Source organism: Metasolibacillus fluoroglycofenilyticus (assembly GCF_003049645.1).
Lineage (GTDB): Bacteria > Bacillota > Bacilli > Bacillales_A > Planococcaceae > Metasolibacillus > Metasolibacillus fluoroglycofenilyticus.
In genome coordinates this window covers 756,847-775,861 of sequence record NZ_PYWK01000001.1, presented here as the reverse complement: position 1 = coordinate 775,861, position 19,015 = coordinate 756,847, and the positions used below count along the sequence as shown (strand labels likewise).

Genomic DNA, 19,015 nt, shown 5'->3' with positions numbered 1-19,015 from the left:
TATGAAAGCTATTCAAAATATTCATCTCACCATCTCTATTGACAGGCCTCTTCTGTATCAATCTTCGGCAAAAGCATTTTTTGCATAAGATAACTTACTACATTGTATACGTTCTGTGGCATTTCGAAAAAGAATTTGCTTACACAGCGACATACTCCAATATATTTAATGTTAATCCAGCAATGAACACCAAAAAATAACTTATGCTCAGCAGTATAAAATAAACACGCCATATTTTTTTTAGTAATTGCGGCACGACAATTTCTTTTTTCGTTCGCCAATCAATGTATGTAAAGGTAATTGCTATAAAAATAGCAATGATAATAAGTGGAATAACAATCGAAACACTCCAAATGCTTGCGACAGCTATTGGAACTGAGAAAAATAACAATAATGTAGCAATATCCGCAGCTAAACCAAATGCTTTTACATTGCTAAAACGCAGCTTTCGACATATAAAATAAGTGATAATAAGTGCAATTAAAGGGCAAATAATAATTATTGCTATTAAAAAAGCCAAAAACTTCACATTTTTTCACCGCTCTCCTCTATCGCTAATAATAAATAGTATAACACGCTAAGCGTTGGCACATCTGCACCCATTTTCTCAGCTTTTTTCATAATGGCACCAACAATCGTTTCAATTTCCGATTTGCGTCCTGCTTGTCTATCTGCTAGCATCGACGATATATTATTTGCAGTACGTTCACATAGTTGATAAACGGTCTGAAACGGAAATTTCTGCTGCATATATGGAAATGCCTGCATTAACTCCGTATACAATTGCTGCAATAGATGATACGCATACTCATTATGAATTAATTGCCCGTTTCTCACTTGCAAAAGTGCCGTTAACGGATTTACAAAACAATTGAGCAGCGCTTTTTCTAACAGCATTTGCTCAGCATCCTGCAATTGTTCTATGAAAAATGCCTCATTACAAGCAGCCTCAAAAATCCGAATAAAGTCATCATTTCCTCGCCCAACCGCTAATTTCAAAACGCCTATCCCACGATGATAAACCGTTGTCTCACCAACTTTCTCCGCGCCAAATTGTGCGGACCCAAACATTATATGCTGCTGCTTCAGCGCTAGCGCTTGCTCATAATGCAGCAAGCCGTTTTGCATAAATAATAGCGGAACATCCGATAACGTCGTCAATGTTGGTAAAAGAGCCTGCAAAGCATCATACTTAGTCGCAACAATAACCATCGCTCCTTCCTCAACAACTAACTGTCGCTCCGTCACAGCATCAACCTCAAAATTCCGCTGCTGCCCATCCATCTGAAAAAGCGTAACCCCATATGTACGAATTTCTACCGCCTGCTCCTCCCGCCTTGTCACAACCGTTACCGCATAACCCGCCTTACGTAAAAAGCTTGCTATTAACAAGCCTACCGCACCCGCACCAATTACATAAACACATCTCATCCACTCACCCTCCATCTCAAATTGTCAGAATTGTTTGCGTGCCTGGCACCTAAAAAGCTGCTCCTACTTTCAGAGCAGCTTTACATTGCACTATTAAACTGGATAAACAGGATGCTTACGGTACGGTGGTAACACTTGCTTTGAACCGTAATAATGTAAGCGCTTCACTAATGTGTCGCGTAAATCCCCCGGCGCAATAATATCATCGATAACAAGCTCCGAAGCCAGCTTATATAAATCGATTTCTCGTTTGTATTCTTCGATTTTTTCTTTTACAAATTGCATACGCTCTTTCGGGTCTTCAATTGCTTCAATTTTATTTGAATATACCGCATTTACGGCTGCCTCAGGACCCATTACAGCAATTTGTGCTGTCGGAAGTGCGATACATACATCCGGCTCGAATGCTGGTCCACACATCGCATAAAGACCTGCCCCATATGCTTTGCGCACAATAACAGAAATTTTAGGCACTGTTGCAGAGCTCATCGCTGAAATTAGCTTAGCCCCATGTCTTATAATACCCGCTCGCTCTACTTTTGTACCAATCATAAAGCCAGGTACATCTGCTAAAAACAGTAGCGGAATCGAAAACGCATCACATAATGTTATAAATTTCGCAGCTTTATCTGCCGAATCGACAAATAGCACGCCACCTTTTACTTTTGGCTGATTCGCAATAATGCCCACGACTTGCCCGTCAATTCTTGCTAAGCCTGTAATTAATTCAGGTGCAAACAGCTTTTTAATTTCAAAGAAGCTATTTTCATCAATTAATTGGTCAATGCATTCATACATATCAAACGGCGCATTTTGGTTTTCTGGAATAATTTCCTCCAATGTTCGTCCCGCAACAGGCTGAATCGCCTCTTGTAGAGGTGGCAATTGCGCAAAATTACTTGGGAAATAACTAATATACTGTCTCGCTAGCCCGATTGCCTCTTGTTCAGATGTGGCTAAAACATCCCCGCAGCCACTTACTGAGCAATGCATATGCGCTCCGCCCATTTCCTCTAATGTTACCTTCTCACCAATAACCTTTTCCGCCATACGTGGTGAACCTAAATACATAGAGGCATTACCTTCAACCATAATGACGATATCGCAAAACGCCGGAATATAAGCGCCACCTGCTGCGGAAGGACCAAATAAAATACAGATTTGCGGAACAAAACCGCTCATTTTCACTTGATTGTGGAATATTTTCCCTGCCCCACGTCGTCCTGGGAACATTTCAAGCTGGTCGGTAATACGTGCTCCTGCTGAATCGACTAAATATAACATCGGCACTTGTAGTTTTTCTGCCGTTTCCTGAATGCGAATAATTTTTTCAACTGTGCGTGAGCCCCATGAGCCTGCTTTAATTGTTGAGTCATTCGCCATAACGCAAACTGTTTCATTGTTTATTTTCCCGATAGCGCACACAACGCCGTCCGCAGGTAAGTCCCCTGCTTCACAATTGGCAAAGCGACCATCCTCTTCATATTGCCCATCATCGAATAACAAAGCCAAACGCTCGCGTACAAATAATTTATTTGTTTCCACTAGTTTATCGTGATATTTTTGTGCGCCACCAGCATAAATTGCATCAATTTTTTGCTGTAGCTGTTCATTATATTGTTTTGTCATTTTTTTCACCTCTTCGCAGCACTATTCTAGCTCTACAAGGACCGCCTCTTCATCAATAAAATCGCCCTCTGCTACAAGTATTTTCTTTACAGTACCAGCAACTTCTGCTTCACATGGAATCTCCATTTTCATCGATTCTAAGATGATTAATGTTTGTCCAACAGTTACAGCATCTCCTTCTTTTACACTTACCTCGAAAACTGTACCTGCCATTGGTGCCTTTACTTGTGTCATTTGAAAATCCCCCTTTGTGTAATTGAACAAAGCTGTTCCTCTTTATTGTACGCCACTCGTATAATTGATTCCAACTATTTTTCATTTTTTCTTTAGATTCATTTCATATAACCTTCAAGCTTTTATAAAATGAAAATAGACTTGTAGTGGATTGCAGAGATTTTCTTGCGCAAGCTTTGCGAGGCTATCATGCATAAGCTTCATTGATAGCAAGCACTCTATTTTCTATTAAAACAGGCTGTGCTAGCAGTTATTTTTGAGTAAACTGCACGCCTTGTTTTAACCATTTAAGAAGGCGCTCATGCTCTGTTTGTAACTCATGATATTTTAATTCTAGCTGCCCATAAGCTTCGGTAAGTTCCTCAAAGCTCGTTAAAGCAAGCTTTAAATGACTACGCATTAACTGCTTTGGTCTCTTCTTTACATTGCCAAGCATTTGCCCATATTGCGCTCGCAATGTTTTATTCCAACGAAAACCACATGCCTGCTTCGTGCGATTTAACACGGTTGCTGCTTCCTCAAACGCCTCAAGCTGTGTTTTTCCATTTTGCACAAATTGAATAACAATTTCCGCTAATTTTTCATCATCAGCAATTGTCCATTGGTCTTTTCTTCTTTTTGCTTCCATCTCTATCACCTCTTATTTTTTTACTACTATATGCAGCAGATGAGGAAATAGAATCTTAATTCTATCGAAAATATCAAACGACAAGCCTTTCCATATTTTCATACTCCTTGATACCTTCCTATCGTTTGCACCTTATCAATTACAACTTAGCTAACTCTTTAGGACGGAGCAGTCCAAAAAGCCGTGCATAGCCGGCATTTTGTACAGGAGCGATGATTTTTCACAAAATGTTGATTCATTTAAACAGAAAACGCCTCTTTTAAAAATGGGATGAACATTAGTTTTAGCAGCGTTATCCTTTAGTAAAGGGGAAGCGATGAAAACATTTATTTCAATGCGGTGTCAAAAAAATGGACTTTTCGGACAACTCCTGAAAGAAGTTAAATATTCGCTAAAACCATCGCCTCCTGCATATACTCTCCGTCAAAAAAGAGCCGTCTCAAAATAGCTTTGTAGACGACTCCTTCATTTACTTTTTCGATTTTGTTAGAAAGCTATTTACCGCTTGGTGATGTGCTTCGCTTTCCCATAGCTTCGCGCAAGTGCATACTTCTTCCATTACACGCTCATACATATTGCGCTCTCGCCATTTACGTAGCTCAATTTCTTTATATGCTTGATGCACGGCAGGATGAATTTTACGCATATCTTCTATAAAATCTGCCAATGCCTCTTGCTTTGTTCCTTCAAAAACTCGCATAGCCCAGCCAATCTCATAGAGCTTTTGTGCTTCGTAGGCCTGTGCATCGACAAGCATTTTTAACGCACGGTCATGGCGCAATCCTCTTTCAAACAAATATGTACCGCCACCCCAGCCACTCGTAATCGCAAGTGTCCCTTGAATAAAGCCCGCCTTTGCATGACGAGCAATCAAACGGAAATCACAGGCTGTAGCGATTTCACAGCCGCCACCTACTGCTGTTCCATTGATTAAGGCAATCGTTGGCACAGATAATGTAGCAAGCTTATACAATATTTTTGCCATTTTGCTAAGCATTCCGAAAGCCTCGTCCTCCGTTTCTAATGCATGAAAAACGGATAAATCTCCACCTGAGCAAAATGATTTTTCACCAGCTCCAGTAATAACGAAAAAGCGTACATCCTTCCTTTGCTCTATATATGTAATTGCTTCTTGTAGGCCATCCATCACCTCATCATTCACAGCATTTCTTTTTTCTTCACGATTGATTGTAAATGTTGCAATCCCGTCTTTATTTTCAAATAAATATGACATTATCCCTTCCCCCAGTCTACTTATACATCTTACCCATTAATTGTATCGTAGCGAATATTCCTTCATTTGACAACGGATGATAACAAATGAAAAAAGGCGAATGAAGAGCCATGGCCTCTTCATTCGCCTTCATATAGCGGAATACTGAATTATTTCGCTACTACTTCTTTACCTTTATAGTGTCCGCAAGCTTTACAAATACGGTGAGCTAATTTATGTTCACCACAGTTTGGGCAAGCTACCATACCAGGTACAGATAATTTGAAATGCGTACGACGCTTTCTTTTTGCAGTTTTAGAAGTTCTTCTAAATGGTACAGCCATTATTGGCACCTCCTTACAGATAGTTATTCATCTGTTTGATCAAAATACTTAGCTAAATCAGCCAGTCTTGGATCCACCTTTGGTTCGTCATCTTTACGACTAAGAGCTACATCTTCATCCGTTGTATAAGTCCAGCTTTTACCACCGTGCACTTGTCCTTCGGTATTTTCTTTAAATACTTGCATCGGTATTTCAAGAAGAATTAATTCCTCTAATACTGGCTTCATGTCGATTACTTCACCATCGATATAATGTATATCTCCGTCTAAATCGCCACGCTTATCTTCATCAATCCAGCTAAATACTTCAACTGCATCAATTTCAATCGGAAATTCAACATCTTCCCATGTTCTTGCACAAGGAAGAGTTAATGTCGCACTTAATGTAAATTGACAAGTCATTTGCGATGCACCGAATGTGCATAGCCCTTTTACATGTGCGGGTGAGATTGCTCGAATATCTTTGTTACGTGTCTTCACTTCGTCCAATTGAATTTGGGCATCAAGCGGAAGTCCGTCTTGACGATATTTCGACAGTTGATGAATTGACCATTTCATTCATTAATCACCTCTTAGACAACAATGTTGATTATATAGATTTCTAAATTAGATGTCAAGATAATTTCTTGTCACTCTATGAAAATCCATTGATACTGAATAAAGGTCCTAATTTGAAGGTTTACTTTATCAATTTCATTTTACCACTTATAATGTGTATATTATACAATTAGCAGCTAAATTCTATTGATTGTGAGGTGGGAGGATATGAAAGCTGTAGGTGTTGTTGTGGAATACAACCCTTTTCATAATGGACATGCCTATCATGTTCAGCAAGCAAAAAAACTAACAGGAGCCGATATAGTTGTCGCTGTAATGAGTGGGCAGTTTTTACAACGAGGAGAACCTGCCCTTGTTGATAAATGGGCTCGTACGAAAATGGCTCTCGCAAATGGCATTGACCTTGTTATTGAACTTCCTTATGTTTTCAGTACTGCACCAGCAAAGCAATTTGCCTATGGTGCGATTTCTTTACTTCGTGCAGTAGGCTGTCAAACATTTGCTTTCGGTAGTGAGGATGGGAGGCTTCAACCATTCCTTGATAGCTTTACACTTATTCAACAAAATCAAGCGCTTTATGATGCGCTTATTAAAGATTTAATCTCGACAGGCATTAGTTATCCAAAGGCTTTACAGGAAGCTTATACAACTTTGCAGCAACGCTTTCCCGGCACTTACATTGATTTAGCAAAACCAAATAATATTTTGGGCTTCCACTATATTGAAGCGGTGAGCCTACTGAAAAATGAAATACAACCTTTTACCATTACACGCATAGGCGCAGGCTATTATGATGCGATTGACAAGCATAGCCAAATCGCCAGTGCTACAGGAATACGGCAAGCATTATTTAACAAGCGAGCTTTACAGGATGTCGAGCAATTTGTCCCATCCTCTACATACACATTGCTAGAGGATTGGCAGCAAACATATGCGGCGTTTGCTAGCTGGAGTACATTTTGGCCCTTATTGCGCTTCACTATTTTACGCTACACACCAGAGCAGCTCACTACGTTCGCAGATGTGTCCGAGGGAATTGAGTATGCACTAATTAAACATGCAAAAGGCGCAGCCTCATTTAGCGATTTTATGAATAAAATAAAATCGAAACGCTACACTTGGACACGTTTGCAAAGAATGTTAACGCATATTTATACAGGTATTACGAAGCAACAGCTACATGCCTATACAGAGCCATCCTATATCCGTTTACTTGGTATGACAGAAAGTGGTCAACATTATTTATCGATGCATAAAAAGCACATGATATTGCCTCTTGTCAGCCGAGTTGCCGCTATGCAAAACGATATGTTAACGCTTGATATACGAGCGACGACAATCTATCAGCAAGGCCTTACAAGCCGGGGCATAGGCGATGACTATAATATACCGCCTATCCGACTGTAAAGCGTGACTTATCACATTTCCAACGCTATTCTCTTTAAGGGACCCATTTTATTTTAGCAATGCATTATTTGCATCTCTCCTCTTTTACTTAAGAGAAACGCCGTTAAAGCCCATGTTTTTCTCCTAATCAAGGAAAGCACTCTATTTTCATAATCAATCATTTTCCCAAAACACCAACAAAAGCGTCCAAAATACCGGCAACTGCACGGTTTTTTGGACGCCATCTCCCTACTCCAAAGCTTGTAAATAAGCTAATGCATCATCAATCGTTTTTACTGGGACAATTTTCATTTTTGTCCCAATATCCTTAGCTGTTTTAACTGCGGCTTCATAGTTTGATTCGATTTTCGGATTATATTGTAGCATTGCTTCCGTAATCTCATCATCAGGCGCAAAGAAAATTTCCATACCATCACGGTCAGCCGCAACTACTTTACGCTCGATGCCACCAATACGCCCGACAGTGCCGTCCTCATACATCTCACCTGTGCCAGCAACCGCATAGCCTTTTGTCAAATCCTCATCCAGCAATTGATTTAAAATTTCTAATGTAAACATTAAACCAGCAGATGGTCCACCAATATCTTCAGCATCGATATTCACTTTCGGGTCTGTTTTGATTGATTTACTTTCTGTAAACGTAATTCCTAGCCCTATGCGACCTTCCGATTCGGGAATCTCTTTTAATTGTACATTTTTTGTTAATAATTCATTGTTGCGATTAATCACAAGCTCCACAAGGTCATCCTTTTGTGCTTTGCTAATCATTTCTATTAGCTCAGATTGTCTTTGAATACGCTGACCATCGACTTCCACAATTTCATCGCCTGCTTTTATAATGCCATCAGCAGCGCCCCCTGCTAAAACATTTAATACATAGACCCCTTTCAACGTAATCTGATAGTCTAGTCCAGCTTTTGAAAAAGCTACATAAAGCGCATTAAATTGTGAATCCGTCATTAGCTTCAATTGACGAATATTATATTCTTCATCATCTTCCTCATTTTGGCGTACTGTATTTAGTTGCATAATTTCCTGATGCTCTTTAAAAAAAGCAATAGCATACAAAATAGGTGTCGCCCTCATCATGGATACAGTCATTAAATTAAACGTTCCCCCATCCTCTGTATCGCCGTTTTGAACTTTTACAAATTCGCTGACATCATATGCGCTTCCAGGGCTCATAATGTATGAATCAAGCTTATAAAACATTAAAAAACTAAACACGACAAAAGCCGCTACAATAATGGCTAATCTCTTTTTCATGACGCCCCGACTCCTTTTACCTACGACTATTAAATAGCCTAAATGCATATAGTTAGTGTAACACTTGCGGCAAAACTTCACAAAATATTGAAAAGAGTTGATGTTATTACACATTTTTTTGCTATTTTTATTTGTTTTATATTAATTATTTTACTCCTTCTTTTTCCTGGTGTCGCACATGAAGGAGCAGATTTAGGTGTGCATTTATTTATGGAAGCTTTGTTTCCATATTTATTACCGTATTTAATTTTAACAAGCTGGCTTATACGCATTACAGGAAAATATACAACACACCCTTTTTTATTATATATAAAAACATATGTGATTAGTGCTTTAGGCGGCTTTCCAACAGGTGCGGCAGCCATTGCTCAGCTCGCTAAATCACAGGAGCTATCGCAAAAGGAGGCGGCTATTTTACTCGGTATTTGCCACTGTCCAAGCCCTCTCTTTGTCATAGGCTTTGTCAGTTTAGATTTAATCCATGACGTCACAATTGGATGGCAATATTTAATTGTGCTACATATTTTCTCACTCATACTACTTTGCATCGTTTATTTCTTTTTGCCACATCAAAAAAATCGGCAATCAGCACATTCCGTTACCGCGCGTCATGCTTTTGCGCACAGTATTAAAGATAGTGTGCCAACTGTATTAGTCGTCTGTGCAACCATCGTTTTTTTCACAACGATTTATGCTGTTTTATTGCATAGTATGAATCATTTATTCACATTGAATAACAATTTACAAATTTTCTTTGCGTCCTTACTTGAAATGACAAATGGTTTGCAATTAATGCAGCAAAATTATCAAGGCAAACTACTTTTATTAGCGCTCGTAACAGGGTTAACCGCACAAAGTTTAAGCATCCATATGCAAGTACTCGTAATTGCTAAGTCAAATGCGATTGCCTTTCGTCCATATATATATATGCGCCTTCTTTATATAGCCATTGTTCCTGCATTGTATTGGTTGATTTTTTTATGGTGAAGGGGCGTCTAAAATGCCGTGCGGGTGCCCGCATTTTAGATGCTAGTATTGGTGTTTTTATAAAATGAAGGCTTTGGATAATAGGCCACTGAAAAAGTCCCCATGAATCGGTATTACGCTAAAACGGTTGATTTCCGTTCCGAGCGCACGCTTTCCGTGGGGCGGGCGGTGAGGCTTCGCTCCACTGCGGGGTCTCACCTGTCCCGCTAATCCCACAGGAGTCGGCGCCCTACACTCCAATCAACGAAGTAGCTTTCATAGATAAAATAATACTTTAAAAACAGCGATTCATTCCTAATTTAAATTGGGAATACATCGCTGTTTTATTATATAGTAGCGTTATCAAATGTAAAGAGTCAGGAAACAGGTATGGAAATTGATACAGTGATTGAGGATGCAGCTTATTCAGAGAAGGATAATATTCGCTATGCGAAAGAAAACGAGCTTCAATTAGTATCGAAATTAAATCCGCGAATCACACATGGAAGTCGAGCTAAAGAAGATGAGTTTGAATTCAATAAAGATGCAGGAATGTATGTTTGTAAAGCAGGGCATATGGCTATTCGAACAGCACGGACAGGAAAGAAAAACCAAGGGCAAAACCAAGCACAAACTTACTACTTTGATATTGAAAAATGTAAGGTTTGCCCGTTACGTGAAGGTTGTTACAAGGAAGGTGCGAAAAGTAAAACCTATTCCGTAACGATTAAATCAACAGAACATGAAGAGCAGGAAGCGTTTCAAAATAGCGATGAATTTAAAGAAAAAGCAACATCGCGCTATAAAATTGAGGCGAAAAATAGTGAGTTGAAACATAGACACGGGTATGAAACAGCCAATTCCGCGGGTCTATTTGGTATGCAAATACAAGGAGCAACAACCATATTCGCCGTGAATCTCAAAAGAATTATAACCTTAATGAAGGAAGCAGAGTAAGAAATACCACTGAAAAAGGAGTTGATTCGTTCAAATTTGAACGAATCAACTCCTTTTTAACATTACATTCACTTATAAGTTTTTCAGTGGCCTATTGGATAAGGGGGCTTTCTTTGAAAGTTTGATAAACATTGGCTTTAGGTATATCCGAAAAGTCTATTTTGTTTTGACAGCACATTAAAATAAAAGTTTTCAGCGCTCCACTTTTACTGAGGGTGAACACTGTTAAAGCCAATGTTCATTCCGCTTTTAAAAGATGCCTTCTCTGTTTAGTTAAGTCAGCATTTTTCCAAATATTATCGCTACTGTCCAAAATGCCGGCTATGCACAGCTTTTTGGACAGCCTTATTTATTTTCCGCTAAATTTTTCTTTTAGTGCCTGCTCGACAATTGGTGGCACAAGCTCTCCAATATCGCCCCCGTATTTCGCTACTTCCTTCACAATGCTTGAGCTTAAGAAGGAATATTGATTTTTTGTCATAATAAAAAATGTTTCGATATTTTCATCAAGCACACGGTTCATCGATGTAATTTGCATTTCATATTCAAAATCCGATACCGCACGCAAGCCTCGTACGATTGCCTGCGCCCCTTTTTCTTTCGCATAATCAACCAATAAGCCTGAGGAGCTTTCCACGCGAATATTGGGTCGCTCCTTCGTTATTTCCTTAATTAACTGAATTCGCTCATCAATCGTAAATAACGGATTTTTTGATGAATTATTGAGCACCCCTACATACACGATATCAAAAACATCTGCTGCCCGATTAATAATATCTAAGTGCCCGTTCGTTATCGGGTCAAAGCTACCAGGTACTACTGCAATTTTTTCAATCAATTGTTTCTCCCTCTTCCTGCACATAACGATAAATTGATACAACCGCTGCCCCATATGTTTCTTGTCTTATTAATTGAAATGGACCATAATTTTCAGGCAGTGCTACCTCTTTGGCATGCTCACAGACGATGATACCTGACTTTGTTATTTTTCCGTTTTCCACAAGCTGCATCACTAAATCATAATATACATCCTTATGGTAAGGTGGATCTACAAATACATAATCGAGCACAATTTCTCGTTTTAATAAGCCTTTTACTGCGCGTATCGCATCTGTTCGAAAAAGCTCCGTATTGTTCTCGTAGCGGCATTTTTTTATATTTTCCTGTAATACTTGAAAAGCTCTTCCATCTTTCTCAACAAAAATGGCTTGGTCTACGCCTCGACTAAGCGCCTCTATCCCTAGACCCCCACTACCAGCAAATAAATCTAGCGCAATACCACCATCAAAATATGGTCCGATTATATTAAAAATAGATTCCTTTACTTTATCTGTTGTCGGTCTTGTTGTTGTACCGTCTATCGCCTTTAATGGCATCCCTTTTCGTTGTCCTGCTACGACGCGCATATTTTCACCAAACCTTTATTCCTTATTAACGATATTGTGCCTAAATTGGAACATCACTTATTCACTCGACTGTAACCCAACAGAAAGCAAATTAATATTTTGCTCTGTTTTCTGAATTTCTACTAAAAACAGGCGCTGTAGCCACGATTCCTCAATATAATATTGCCCAGCCACCTGTACAATAGGCTCTGAAACTGTATTATAACGTCGCTCATTAAATACGTAGAAGCCTGGCTCATTTGGGAATCTGAAAGCGCGTGTTGCACTTTCAACATAAAAACCTCTTTGACCTTTTTCCGCACTATAGCCTAGCCCATTCAGCAAGCTTTGTGCTGAGTATAATACAAGCCCATCTTTAAAAATAACATCCACTGCGTCTAATTGCTCTCCATCTAAATAAATAACCCGCTTATCATTGAATAAAAATGGGAATATTTCCTTAGAATCCACATTTAATGAGAAGTAGGATGTATGAATGCCAAATACCGTAGATAATGCTTCATCTAGTACATTTGGCGACACTTGCTGACCTTGCAATGCTTGCAACTGATGCAACCAATTTTTCAGTTGCTCGTCCGACATTTGATTTGTCAATGTTTGAACAATTGTCGTTGCGCGCTCGCCGCCAAAGGTATTACCTGTTAAATAACTTGCCATAACTTCCTTCAGCCACCTTGGTGTATCAACAAAGTCATACATCGCATTTAATTGTGCAAATATGACATGCTGCTGAATTTGCTGCGTTGTTATCTGCGGCAAAAATAAAATGCGCTTGCCTTGTGAATCTGAGTTATTTTCCCCCTCTACAACGGCAATATGCTCATCATTTAAAAATTCTAACTTTGCTAAATTGTCATTAAAGGCTGTAGAAGTTGGGTCTTTCGCGTAAACAGAAATCGTCTCTGTCACATGCTGTAATGCCAAATTATTTGCCTTCCAATAAAGGTCCTGCACTTCACCCTCTCCACTAAACATGGAATAATTGACAAGTGATAATGATTGTTGACCGATTAACGGTAATCCAGTTACCCACTGCCCACCAATATCACTATCAGTTGAAATATGTACTGTTGAAAACTTAACAGCCCCATTTTTCAATTTAATAAATAAATCCTCCATCAGGTGATTAGATTTCAGTCCCCCCGCTAAAGGGATTATGTATGATAGTGATTGTGTGCGATTTTCACCGCTATGAAAAGCTGTTAAATCTTCACTTAAACGCGCACAGCTATACTCTGTTTCGATAAAACAATTTGGATTTTCAGCCTTGCTCGGCCAGCTAATCGCTATTTCCTCATTCGGTAAATTTTTAAAATGATGACGAATATCTAAGCTTTCGCCGCGATAAACAATTTCAATTTCCTGTGAATAGCTAAATGTTTGCTCCTCCAAATCAAGATGATCTGAATAAACTTGGAATTGCATAAAAAGCAATGCACTGATTGTGCCTACTAAAACAACAAAAAAACCAATGGCAAATTTCATGTGCTCATCCTCCTGCATCATGATACTATTATGTGTGGAAAGGGTGTGACTTACAATGATTCAACAATTTATCGAATTAGGACAAGGCTATGGCGATGTATTTGAGCTTTGTGAGCTATTAAATACAAATAAAGCACGTATCCACCGTACATTTATATTTACTTCAAAGAAGGAAGGGAAAATGTACGCCTCGCTTGCCGTTGCATTACAGCCAGCGCAAGAGAGTAAATTCATGCCGATATATATATGTCGCGAAGGTATTCCTTACAATGAAGAAAAGCTAGCGCAACGTCTAGAAATTTTTAAACAGGCTTCCGCGCAAGCAAATCAGCAAATACACTATCTTGAAGTAAAGCATTCTTCTAACTTTACCGAAACAACTTTATTTTACCAATATTTAATTGGTATTTTGCGCTTAAATCATTACATTCCTGCAATGCACGCACTATAAACCTGATTTATAATCATATTCCTTCGCTTTATCAGGCTTAGCATTTTCAAATTCCGTTTTCAAAAACGGACGGAAGGATTCAACAACGTCTTTCACAAATGGAAGGCGTTGTAATTTATTTTTAACTAGCTCAATATCCTCGCGCTGACAATACATCACGACATATTTTAATCTTCTAGAGATATAATGAACATGACCGTATTTACGTAAAGATTTAGCATGCTTCAATTGATTAACATACACAATGAGCCCTTGCCTTTCGTTCATAAATTCCCCTCTTTTCTTTATCGATTATACTGCGATAAAATTTAACTTAGATTTTTAAGTGTGTGACATCCGCCGCAAGTCTGGTCTTGGTCACGCTATCGTTATTCAGTCTGCTATTTTACACTATCAGCAAATGTTTATACATACGCTGAATGAAGCACCAATAAAGCTTTTATCTCACCCCTTATAGAGGTAAGCATTTAAAAGCTAAATCATGATAAAAGCATACCAAATGTCTTATTTGATAGCAACAGAGTTTAGACAGTAGGTAGCATTTTCAGCTATAATAAGCATTAATAGGCTTATTTTGATAAAATATTTTCTATACAGCTTATTTGTTTTCAGTTCACAATGATTAAGGTAAAAATCTGAGGAGGAAGAAGACATATGGGGAAAAAAGCGAAAGTTGCCATTGCAATTGCGGCAGCGAGCGCAGCAATTTGGGCTGGCTCTAAAGCAGTTGTAAAACCACGAAAACGTCAAACGAAAGATTTATTACAAGGAAGACCACTAATTTTTGCTCATCGCGGAGGCGCACATTTAGCACCAGAGCATTCATTAGCTGCATTCGATAGGGCTGCTGAACTCGGTGTGGATGGCTTCTATATTGACTTGCGCTTGACGAAGGACGAGGAAATTATCGTTTTTACTGACGAAACATTAGAGCGCACATCTACTGCTATTGGCTTCGTGAAAGATTTCACACTAGCTGAGCTTCAAGAAATTAATTTCGGCGAAAAATTTGAGAATTTAGAAGGTCATAAGCCATTTGCTAATGAGCATATTTCAGTTGTGACATTACAGCAAGTATTAGAAAAATATCAAGATAAAAAATTAATTTTAAATATTCAAGATAGCCCAGACACATATGAAGGTAGTTTAATTCCTTCGAAGCTATGGCGCATTATTGAAGAATTTGACCTTGCTTCACAAGTTATCGTAACAAGTGCCTATAATGAACAAATTGAACGCTTTAATTTGTATGCGCAAAACCAAATTGTCTTAGGGGCGGGCGAAGGAGAAGCGACAAAAGCTTATACATCTTTTACAAGCCAATTTGGACATTTATTCAACCCAAAAGTGGATGTTTTTACTGTCCCAACAAAATCAGCACTCATTCCGTTTGATTCAACAAGATTTATGCAATTTTTAAACGGACTAAATGTTGCTATTTTCTTTAAGGAAGTAAATGATTTAGTTACAATGAGCCGCCTAGTACGCACAGGTGCACAAGGCATTGTTACGGACCGTCCAGATTTAGCAGAGCCGATTTTATTGAAATATAAAGAGTAGAAAAAAGCGTCCCAAAAACCGTGCATAGCCTGCTTTTGGGACGTTTTCGGTAATGTTTCAGCAAAGGAGTCACTAGATAAAATAGCAAGTAATTTCTTAGAAAATGGGATAAACACTAGGTTTAGTAGCTTTTTTTAATTTAAAATTTAAAGCTGCATTTTCACTGCACCACGAAGAAGTTCGACTTTTGAAATAGCCTCTTTGAATCTATGGTTACAGCAAGTACACTAAAAAAATTAAATAAAAAAAACCGTAGGGTGAAAAATCCCCCACGGATAGGTTGTTTTATGCCGAGCAAGAGCAGCTTCCGCCCGTGCCGCAGCCTGCGCCACAGCTACTACCACTATTAAAGAACGGATTGCTAACTGGCACCTTCACTGCTTCAGAAACCGAGCGTCCTATTATTAAACTAACTTCGTCTAATAAATCCTGCACATCATTTTCAGCAAGCTTTAAAGCCGCAATACGATCATCAAGATCAAGTGCACGCTTTTGTTCTCGTATTTTCTTCATAATTGTATGATAATCTGGGTGATACTTACCGAAGCGCTGCACATCCTCATAATGCTCCTTCATTCGCCCAAATGCTTGAATTTGACTAGCTAGCTTGCCATCTGTATAAACGGCTGTATATGCATCCTTCAGCCTTTTTACTGGGTCTGAGGAAAGAATCATTGCACTTAGCTCATCCGCTTCATCTAAAATAAATGCCCATTCAGAAGTCATTAACATTCTTTTTTCCTCCAGTCTGTCATTATCATAACAGAAATATAGATTGTATGGAATTGGAATGATTTTTCAATCCGAATTAATTGATTCTATTCAACACCTGTTCTCCCCGTGCATATGCACATAGCGCTTGAACATTTAAGTTCATCATTGCTGTTCTCGTTTGCAAGGAGGCACTGCCGATATGCGGTAAGGCCACAACATTCGGCAATGTTAACAGGGGATGCTGTAAATCGACTGGCTCTTGTTCAAAAACATCTAGACCTGCTGCCCATAGCTTTCCATTTTTTAATGCATGATAAAGAGCTACTTCATCAATAATGCCTCCACGAGCCGCATTAATTAGTACAGCATCATCCTTCATTAATGCTAGCTCCCGTTCCCCAATCAGCCCTTTTGTTGCCTCGCTATAGGGTGTCATTAGCACGATGAAATCAGCTTCCTTTAATACATCCTCAAATACCCTATAATGAAAACCGTATTGCTCTTCAACAGCTATTTTTCGACTGCGATTATAATATAACACTTTCATATTAAAGCCTAATGCTCTTTGCGCTACAGCTTGTCCGATGCGTCCTAAGCCGATAATACCAATCGTCGCCCCTCCTACATCTTTACCAACAAGCTGTAAAGGATACCAGCCTTCCCACTGTCCTTCCCGCAAATAACGCTCTGCCTCTGGAATTCTTCTAGCAGTTGCTAACAGCAAAGCAAACACTAAATCAGCAGTTGTTTCCGTTAGAACATCTGGTGTATTAGTTGCAATAATACCTCGACCGCGCAGCGCGTTTATATCAATATTATTAAAGCCCACTGATAATGTGCTTACTATTTTTAAATTCGGTGCATGTGCTAAAAGCTCTGCATCCACTTTATCAGCTAATGTCACCCACAAAGCCTCACAATCCTTAACAGACGCCAATAGCTTTTGGCGCGGCATGCTAGCTTCCTCCTCACGCCATTCGGCAATATCATAATAAACGCCTAACGGCTCAACAATATGAGCGGGTAATTTGCGCGTAATTAATAATTTCTTTTTCAAATAAAAAACCTCCCCATTAAGCACATATTAGAGCAGAAATTAAAAACAAGCAAAGGTACTCTGAATATTTAGATATTTCCCGATAAGGTATTTCCTTTGCTTTTCTTTATTTAATAGATTCAGAAAGGGCTCCCCGAAAAGATATACCTATTTCAGACAGCCCTAGCTTCTATAATCAATTACAAAAAGAAGTAATTGTACTTTTTTTCATTATTCCGCAGTGCCTTTGATTTGCAAGGCGTTTTCTGCACACGCTTTATCTGAGAATGGAATGGTTGTAGAGCCAATGGTTTGCGTTTGCTCATGACCCTTCCCTGCAATTAGCACAACATCTCCCTGCCTCGCCTCACGTATCGCCTTTTCAATTGCCTGTGCCCTATCCTCTATTTCTTCATACAACTGCTCGCTATAAAAGCCCGCCTTTATTTGAGCATTGATTTCTGCTGGCTTCTCACTTCTTGCATTATCTGTCGTCAAATAAATTTTATAGGCATACGTAGAGGCAATTGTCCCCATTTTACGCCTTTTATCCTTATCTCTTTCACCACCGCAGCTAAAGACTAGGCGCACCCTTTCTTGCTTTAATGCTTGAAGCACCGCCTTTAAGGCTGCGGGTGTATGCGCATAATCAATGATAATGCGCAAACCTTGGTCATTCTCTACTTCCTGCATGCGTCCCTCCGGTAGCCTCAAATGTAGGCATCCCGGAATAAGTTGGGCTATATCAAAATTTAAGACATACAATGCGGCAAATGCAGCCATTATATTTTGAATTTGAAATTCGCCTACAAAGGGTAATATTAGTATATGTTCCTCTCCTTTGTATTGTAGACAGCATGTGCTATGCCCTTCACTTTCAGTTAGTAGTTGCCATTGCATATCAACTCGTCCCTTTGAGCCGAATAGCATTGTTTTTTTCTTTAAATTGATTCCAACAGAGCGGCTGAATGGATCATCTCCATTTAAAACGACATTTTTCGCCAAAACGGCAAGTCGCTGCTTCGCTTTTTTATAATTTTCTAATGAGCCATGGTCTTCAATATGCTCAGCTGATAAATTTAAAAAAATGCCGATATCAATCGCACAATCATCTAATCGATGGTGTGCTAACCCCATTGAGGATGCCTCTAAAATTGCATATCCCACACCTTGCCGTACCGCCATTTGAAAGATTTCCTGCAATTGCTTTGCTTGCAATGTCGTTAATGATTCATAGGAGGTCAACCAACGTTCGCCATTTAAAAAAACTCCGTTCGTCCCAATGACGATGCAGCTTTTCCCTTGTATTTGTAGCATTTGACTAATAAAATGACTCACTGTCGTTTTGCCATTCGTTCCAGTAATCGCAATAACAGTTAAAGCTTCCGCTGGGAAATTCCGCAATTTCGCACTTGCAAACGATAAAAATTGCAAGCTATTTGGTACCCATACAATCGGAACAGTAAGCTTTAAATCGAGTAATGTATCATCTTCAACAACGACAGCACTCGCCCCATTATTAATTGCTTGCTGTAAAAACGACTTGCCATTAAATTTCTTTCCCTTTCGCAGCACGTAAATATAACCTTGCTGAATATTTTGAGCATAATCCTCTATACCTGTTACTTGCACTCGAATTGAGCCTTTCACGATACATGGCCAATCTTTTAACAATTCAGCTAGCTGCACACTTAGTTCACTCCTTTTCATTACTGTATGAAAAGAAGCTAT

Annotated in this window: 20 protein-coding genes and 1 pseudogene; 5 read left to right on the top strand and 16 right to left on the bottom strand. The window is 39.1% G+C overall.

What is annotated here, in order from left to right; all coding sequences use genetic code 11:
- Positions 1–139: 139 nt before the first annotated feature.
- The 8 genes from C9J36_RS03385 to C9J36_RS03350 all read right to left on the bottom strand — a co-directional run bounded on the left by C9J36_RS03385 (position 140) and on the right by C9J36_RS03350 (position 6,036).
- Entirely contained in the window at positions 140–529 is a 390-nt protein-coding gene (locus C9J36_RS03385; RefSeq protein ID WP_066169750.1) for a DUF3397 family protein, read from the bottom strand.
- Positions 526–1,431: a ketopantoate reductase family protein gene (locus tag C9J36_RS03380; RefSeq protein ID WP_107942235.1), complete on the bottom strand. Its 906-nt coding sequence runs from the start codon at positions 1,429–1,431 to the stop codon at positions 526–528. The genes C9J36_RS03385 and C9J36_RS03380 overlap by 4 nt, the downstream gene beginning before the upstream one ends.
- Positions 1,432–1,524: 93 nt before the next feature.
- A complete protein-coding gene (locus C9J36_RS03375; RefSeq protein WP_066169740.1) occupies positions 1,525–3,060 on the bottom strand; it encodes an acyl-CoA carboxylase subunit beta in 1,536 nt (511 codons plus the stop codon).
- Between the two features lie 21 nt (positions 3,061–3,081).
- On the bottom strand, positions 3,082–3,294 hold the full coding sequence (locus C9J36_RS03370) for an acetyl-CoA carboxylase biotin carboxyl carrier protein subunit (RefSeq protein WP_066169737.1): 213 nt from the start codon (positions 3,292–3,294) through the stop codon (positions 3,082–3,084).
- Positions 3,295–3,544: 250 nt separating this feature from the next.
- The gene (locus tag C9J36_RS03365; protein ID WP_066169734.1) at positions 3,545–3,922 is read right to left on the bottom strand and encodes a transcriptional regulator; all 378 of its coding nucleotides are present in this window, start codon (positions 3,920–3,922) and stop codon (positions 3,545–3,547) included.
- A 469-nt stretch (positions 3,923–4,391) separates the two neighbouring features.
- Entirely contained in the window at positions 4,392–5,156 is a 765-nt protein-coding gene (locus C9J36_RS03360; RefSeq protein WP_107942234.1) for an enoyl-CoA hydratase/isomerase family protein, read from the bottom strand.
- 149 nt (positions 5,157–5,305) lie between these two features.
- On the bottom strand, positions 5,306–5,479 hold the full coding sequence (gene rpmF / locus C9J36_RS03355) for a 50S ribosomal protein L32 (protein ID WP_066169728.1): 174 nt from the start codon (positions 5,477–5,479) through the stop codon (positions 5,306–5,308).
- Between the two features lie 23 nt (positions 5,480–5,502).
- Positions 5,503–6,036, bottom strand: coding sequence for a YceD family protein (locus C9J36_RS03350; RefSeq protein WP_107942233.1), 534 nt, complete (start codon positions 6,034–6,036; stop codon positions 5,503–5,505).
- A gap of 207 nt (positions 6,037–6,243) precedes the next feature.
- On the opposite strand from C9J36_RS03350, the gene C9J36_RS03345 reads away from it, so the two are divergent.
- Positions 6,244–7,443, top strand: a complete 1,200-nt coding sequence (locus tag C9J36_RS03345; RefSeq protein WP_107942232.1) for a nucleotidyltransferase — start codon at positions 6,244–6,246, stop codon at positions 7,441–7,443.
- 228 nt (positions 7,444–7,671) lie between these two features.
- On the opposite strand, the gene C9J36_RS03340 is transcribed toward C9J36_RS03345, so the two are convergent.
- A complete protein-coding gene (locus tag C9J36_RS03340; protein WP_107942231.1) occupies positions 7,672–8,709 on the bottom strand; it encodes a SepM family pheromone-processing serine protease in 1,038 nt (345 codons plus the stop codon).
- A gap of 198 nt (positions 8,710–8,907) precedes the next feature.
- Between C9J36_RS03340 and C9J36_RS03335 the strand changes: the two genes are divergently transcribed.
- Positions 8,908–9,696, top strand: coding sequence for a hypothetical protein (locus tag C9J36_RS03335; RefSeq protein WP_235616003.1), 789 nt, complete (start codon positions 8,908–8,910; stop codon positions 9,694–9,696).
- Between the two features lie 351 nt (positions 9,697–10,047).
- A pseudogene (locus tag C9J36_RS03330) lies at positions 10,048–10,632 on the top strand (transposase); the annotation flags it as partial.
- Between the two features lie 349 nt (positions 10,633–10,981).
- Here the strand turns inward: C9J36_RS03330 and coaD are convergent.
- The 3 genes from coaD to C9J36_RS03315 are packed head-to-tail and all read right to left on the bottom strand — an operon-like array spanning position 10,982 to position 13,523.
- Complete coding sequence (coaD, locus tag C9J36_RS03325; RefSeq protein WP_201261917.1) at positions 10,982–11,467, bottom strand: pantetheine-phosphate adenylyltransferase; 486 nt, start codon at positions 11,465–11,467, stop codon at positions 10,982–10,984.
- On the bottom strand, positions 11,463–12,038 hold the full coding sequence (gene rsmD / locus C9J36_RS03320; protein WP_066169706.1) for a 16S rRNA (guanine(966)-N(2))-methyltransferase RsmD: 576 nt from the start codon (positions 12,036–12,038) through the stop codon (positions 11,463–11,465). Before rsmD ends, coaD begins: the two co-directional genes overlap by 5 nt.
- 57 nt (positions 12,039–12,095) lie before the next feature.
- Positions 12,096–13,523 (bottom strand): RNA polymerase II, encoded by a 1,428-nt coding sequence (locus C9J36_RS03315; protein ID WP_107942230.1) that lies wholly within the window; start codon positions 13,521–13,523, stop codon positions 12,096–12,098.
- A gap of 55 nt (positions 13,524–13,578) precedes the next feature.
- Between C9J36_RS03315 and C9J36_RS03310 the strand changes: the two genes are divergently transcribed.
- The gene (locus C9J36_RS03310) at positions 13,579–13,974 is read left to right on the top strand and encodes a DUF7147 family protein (protein ID WP_107942229.1); all 396 of its coding nucleotides are present in this window, start codon (positions 13,579–13,581) and stop codon (positions 13,972–13,974) included.
- Here C9J36_RS03310 and C9J36_RS03305 read toward each other — a convergent pair.
- Positions 13,969–14,241, bottom strand: coding sequence for a YlbG family protein (locus tag C9J36_RS03305; protein WP_066169696.1), 273 nt, complete (start codon positions 14,239–14,241; stop codon positions 13,969–13,971). The genes C9J36_RS03310 and C9J36_RS03305 overlap by 6 nt on opposite strands.
- Positions 14,242–14,628: 387 nt before the next feature.
- Between C9J36_RS03305 and C9J36_RS03300 the strand changes: the two genes are divergently transcribed.
- Entirely contained in the window at positions 14,629–15,534 is a 906-nt protein-coding gene (locus tag C9J36_RS03300; RefSeq protein ID WP_107942228.1) for a glycerophosphodiester phosphodiesterase family protein, read from the top strand.
- 285 nt (positions 15,535–15,819) lie between these two features.
- Here C9J36_RS03300 and C9J36_RS03295 read toward each other — a convergent pair whose 3' ends face one another.
- From C9J36_RS03295 to C9J36_RS03285, 3 genes are all read right to left on the bottom strand, one after another.
- Complete coding sequence (locus C9J36_RS03295; protein ID WP_066169689.1) at positions 15,820–16,266, bottom strand: YlbF/YmcA family competence regulator; 447 nt, start codon at positions 16,264–16,266, stop codon at positions 15,820–15,822.
- A gap of 76 nt (positions 16,267–16,342) precedes the next feature.
- Positions 16,343–17,305 carry a 2-hydroxyacid dehydrogenase gene (locus C9J36_RS03290; protein ID WP_107942227.1) on the bottom strand — a complete coding sequence of 321 codons (963 nt, stop codon included), beginning with the start codon at positions 17,303–17,305 and terminating at the stop codon, positions 16,343–16,345.
- Positions 17,306–17,515: 210 nt separating this feature from the next.
- Complete coding sequence (locus C9J36_RS03285) at positions 17,516–18,973, bottom strand: UDP-N-acetylmuramoyl-L-alanyl-D-glutamate--2,6-diaminopimelate ligase (RefSeq protein ID WP_066169684.1); 1,458 nt, start codon at positions 18,971–18,973, stop codon at positions 17,516–17,518.
- Between the last annotated feature and the right edge of the window lie 42 nt (positions 18,974–19,015).

What these genes read in the sequence shown, in the direction of transcription:
- rsmD (WP_066169706.1), bottom strand. Translation starts at nt 12,038, where the DNA reads ATGCGCGTCGTAGCAGGACAACGAAAAGGGATGCCATTAAAGGCGATA.
- C9J36_RS03340 (WP_107942231.1), bottom strand. Translation starts at nt 8,709, where the DNA reads ATGAAAAAGAGATTAGCCATTATTGTAGCGGCTTTTGTCGTGTTTAGT.
- C9J36_RS03380 (WP_107942235.1), bottom strand. Translation starts at nt 1,431, where the DNA reads ATGAGATGTGTTTATGTAATTGGTGCGGGTGCGGTAGGCTTGTTAATA.
- C9J36_RS03365 (WP_066169734.1), bottom strand. Translation starts at nt 3,922, where the DNA reads ATGGAAGCAAAAAGAAGAAAAGACCAATGGACAATTGCTGATGATGAA.
- C9J36_RS03345 (WP_107942232.1), top strand. Translation starts at nt 6,244, where the DNA reads ATGAAAGCTGTAGGTGTTGTTGTGGAATACAACCCTTTTCATAATGGA.
- C9J36_RS03305 (WP_066169696.1), bottom strand. Translation starts at nt 14,241, where the DNA reads ATGAACGAAAGGCAAGGGCTCATTGTGTATGTTAATCAATTGAAGCAT.
- rpmF (WP_066169728.1), bottom strand. Translation starts at nt 5,479, where the DNA reads ATGGCTGTACCATTTAGAAGAACTTCTAAAACTGCAAAAAGAAAGCGT.
- C9J36_RS03350 (WP_107942233.1), bottom strand. Translation starts at nt 6,036, where the DNA reads ATGAAATGGTCAATTCATCAACTGTCGAAATATCGTCAAGACGGACTT.
- C9J36_RS03375 (WP_066169740.1), bottom strand. Translation starts at nt 3,060, where the DNA reads ATGACAAAACAATATAATGAACAGCTACAGCAAAAAATTGATGCAATT.
- C9J36_RS03295 (WP_066169689.1), bottom strand. Translation starts at nt 16,266, where the DNA reads ATGTTAATGACTTCTGAATGGGCATTTATTTTAGATGAAGCGGATGAG.
- C9J36_RS03300 (WP_107942228.1), top strand. Translation starts at nt 14,629, where the DNA reads ATGGGGAAAAAAGCGAAAGTTGCCATTGCAATTGCGGCAGCGAGCGCA.
- C9J36_RS03315 (WP_107942230.1), bottom strand. Translation starts at nt 13,523, where the DNA reads ATGAAATTTGCCATTGGTTTTTTTGTTGTTTTAGTAGGCACAATCAGT.
- C9J36_RS03310 (WP_107942229.1), top strand. Translation starts at nt 13,579, where the DNA reads ATGATTCAACAATTTATCGAATTAGGACAAGGCTATGGCGATGTATTT.
- C9J36_RS03360 (WP_107942234.1), bottom strand. Translation starts at nt 5,156, where the DNA reads ATGTCATATTTATTTGAAAATAAAGACGGGATTGCAACATTTACAATC.
- C9J36_RS03370 (WP_066169737.1), bottom strand. Translation starts at nt 3,294, where the DNA reads ATGACACAAGTAAAGGCACCAATGGCAGGTACAGTTTTCGAGGTAAGT.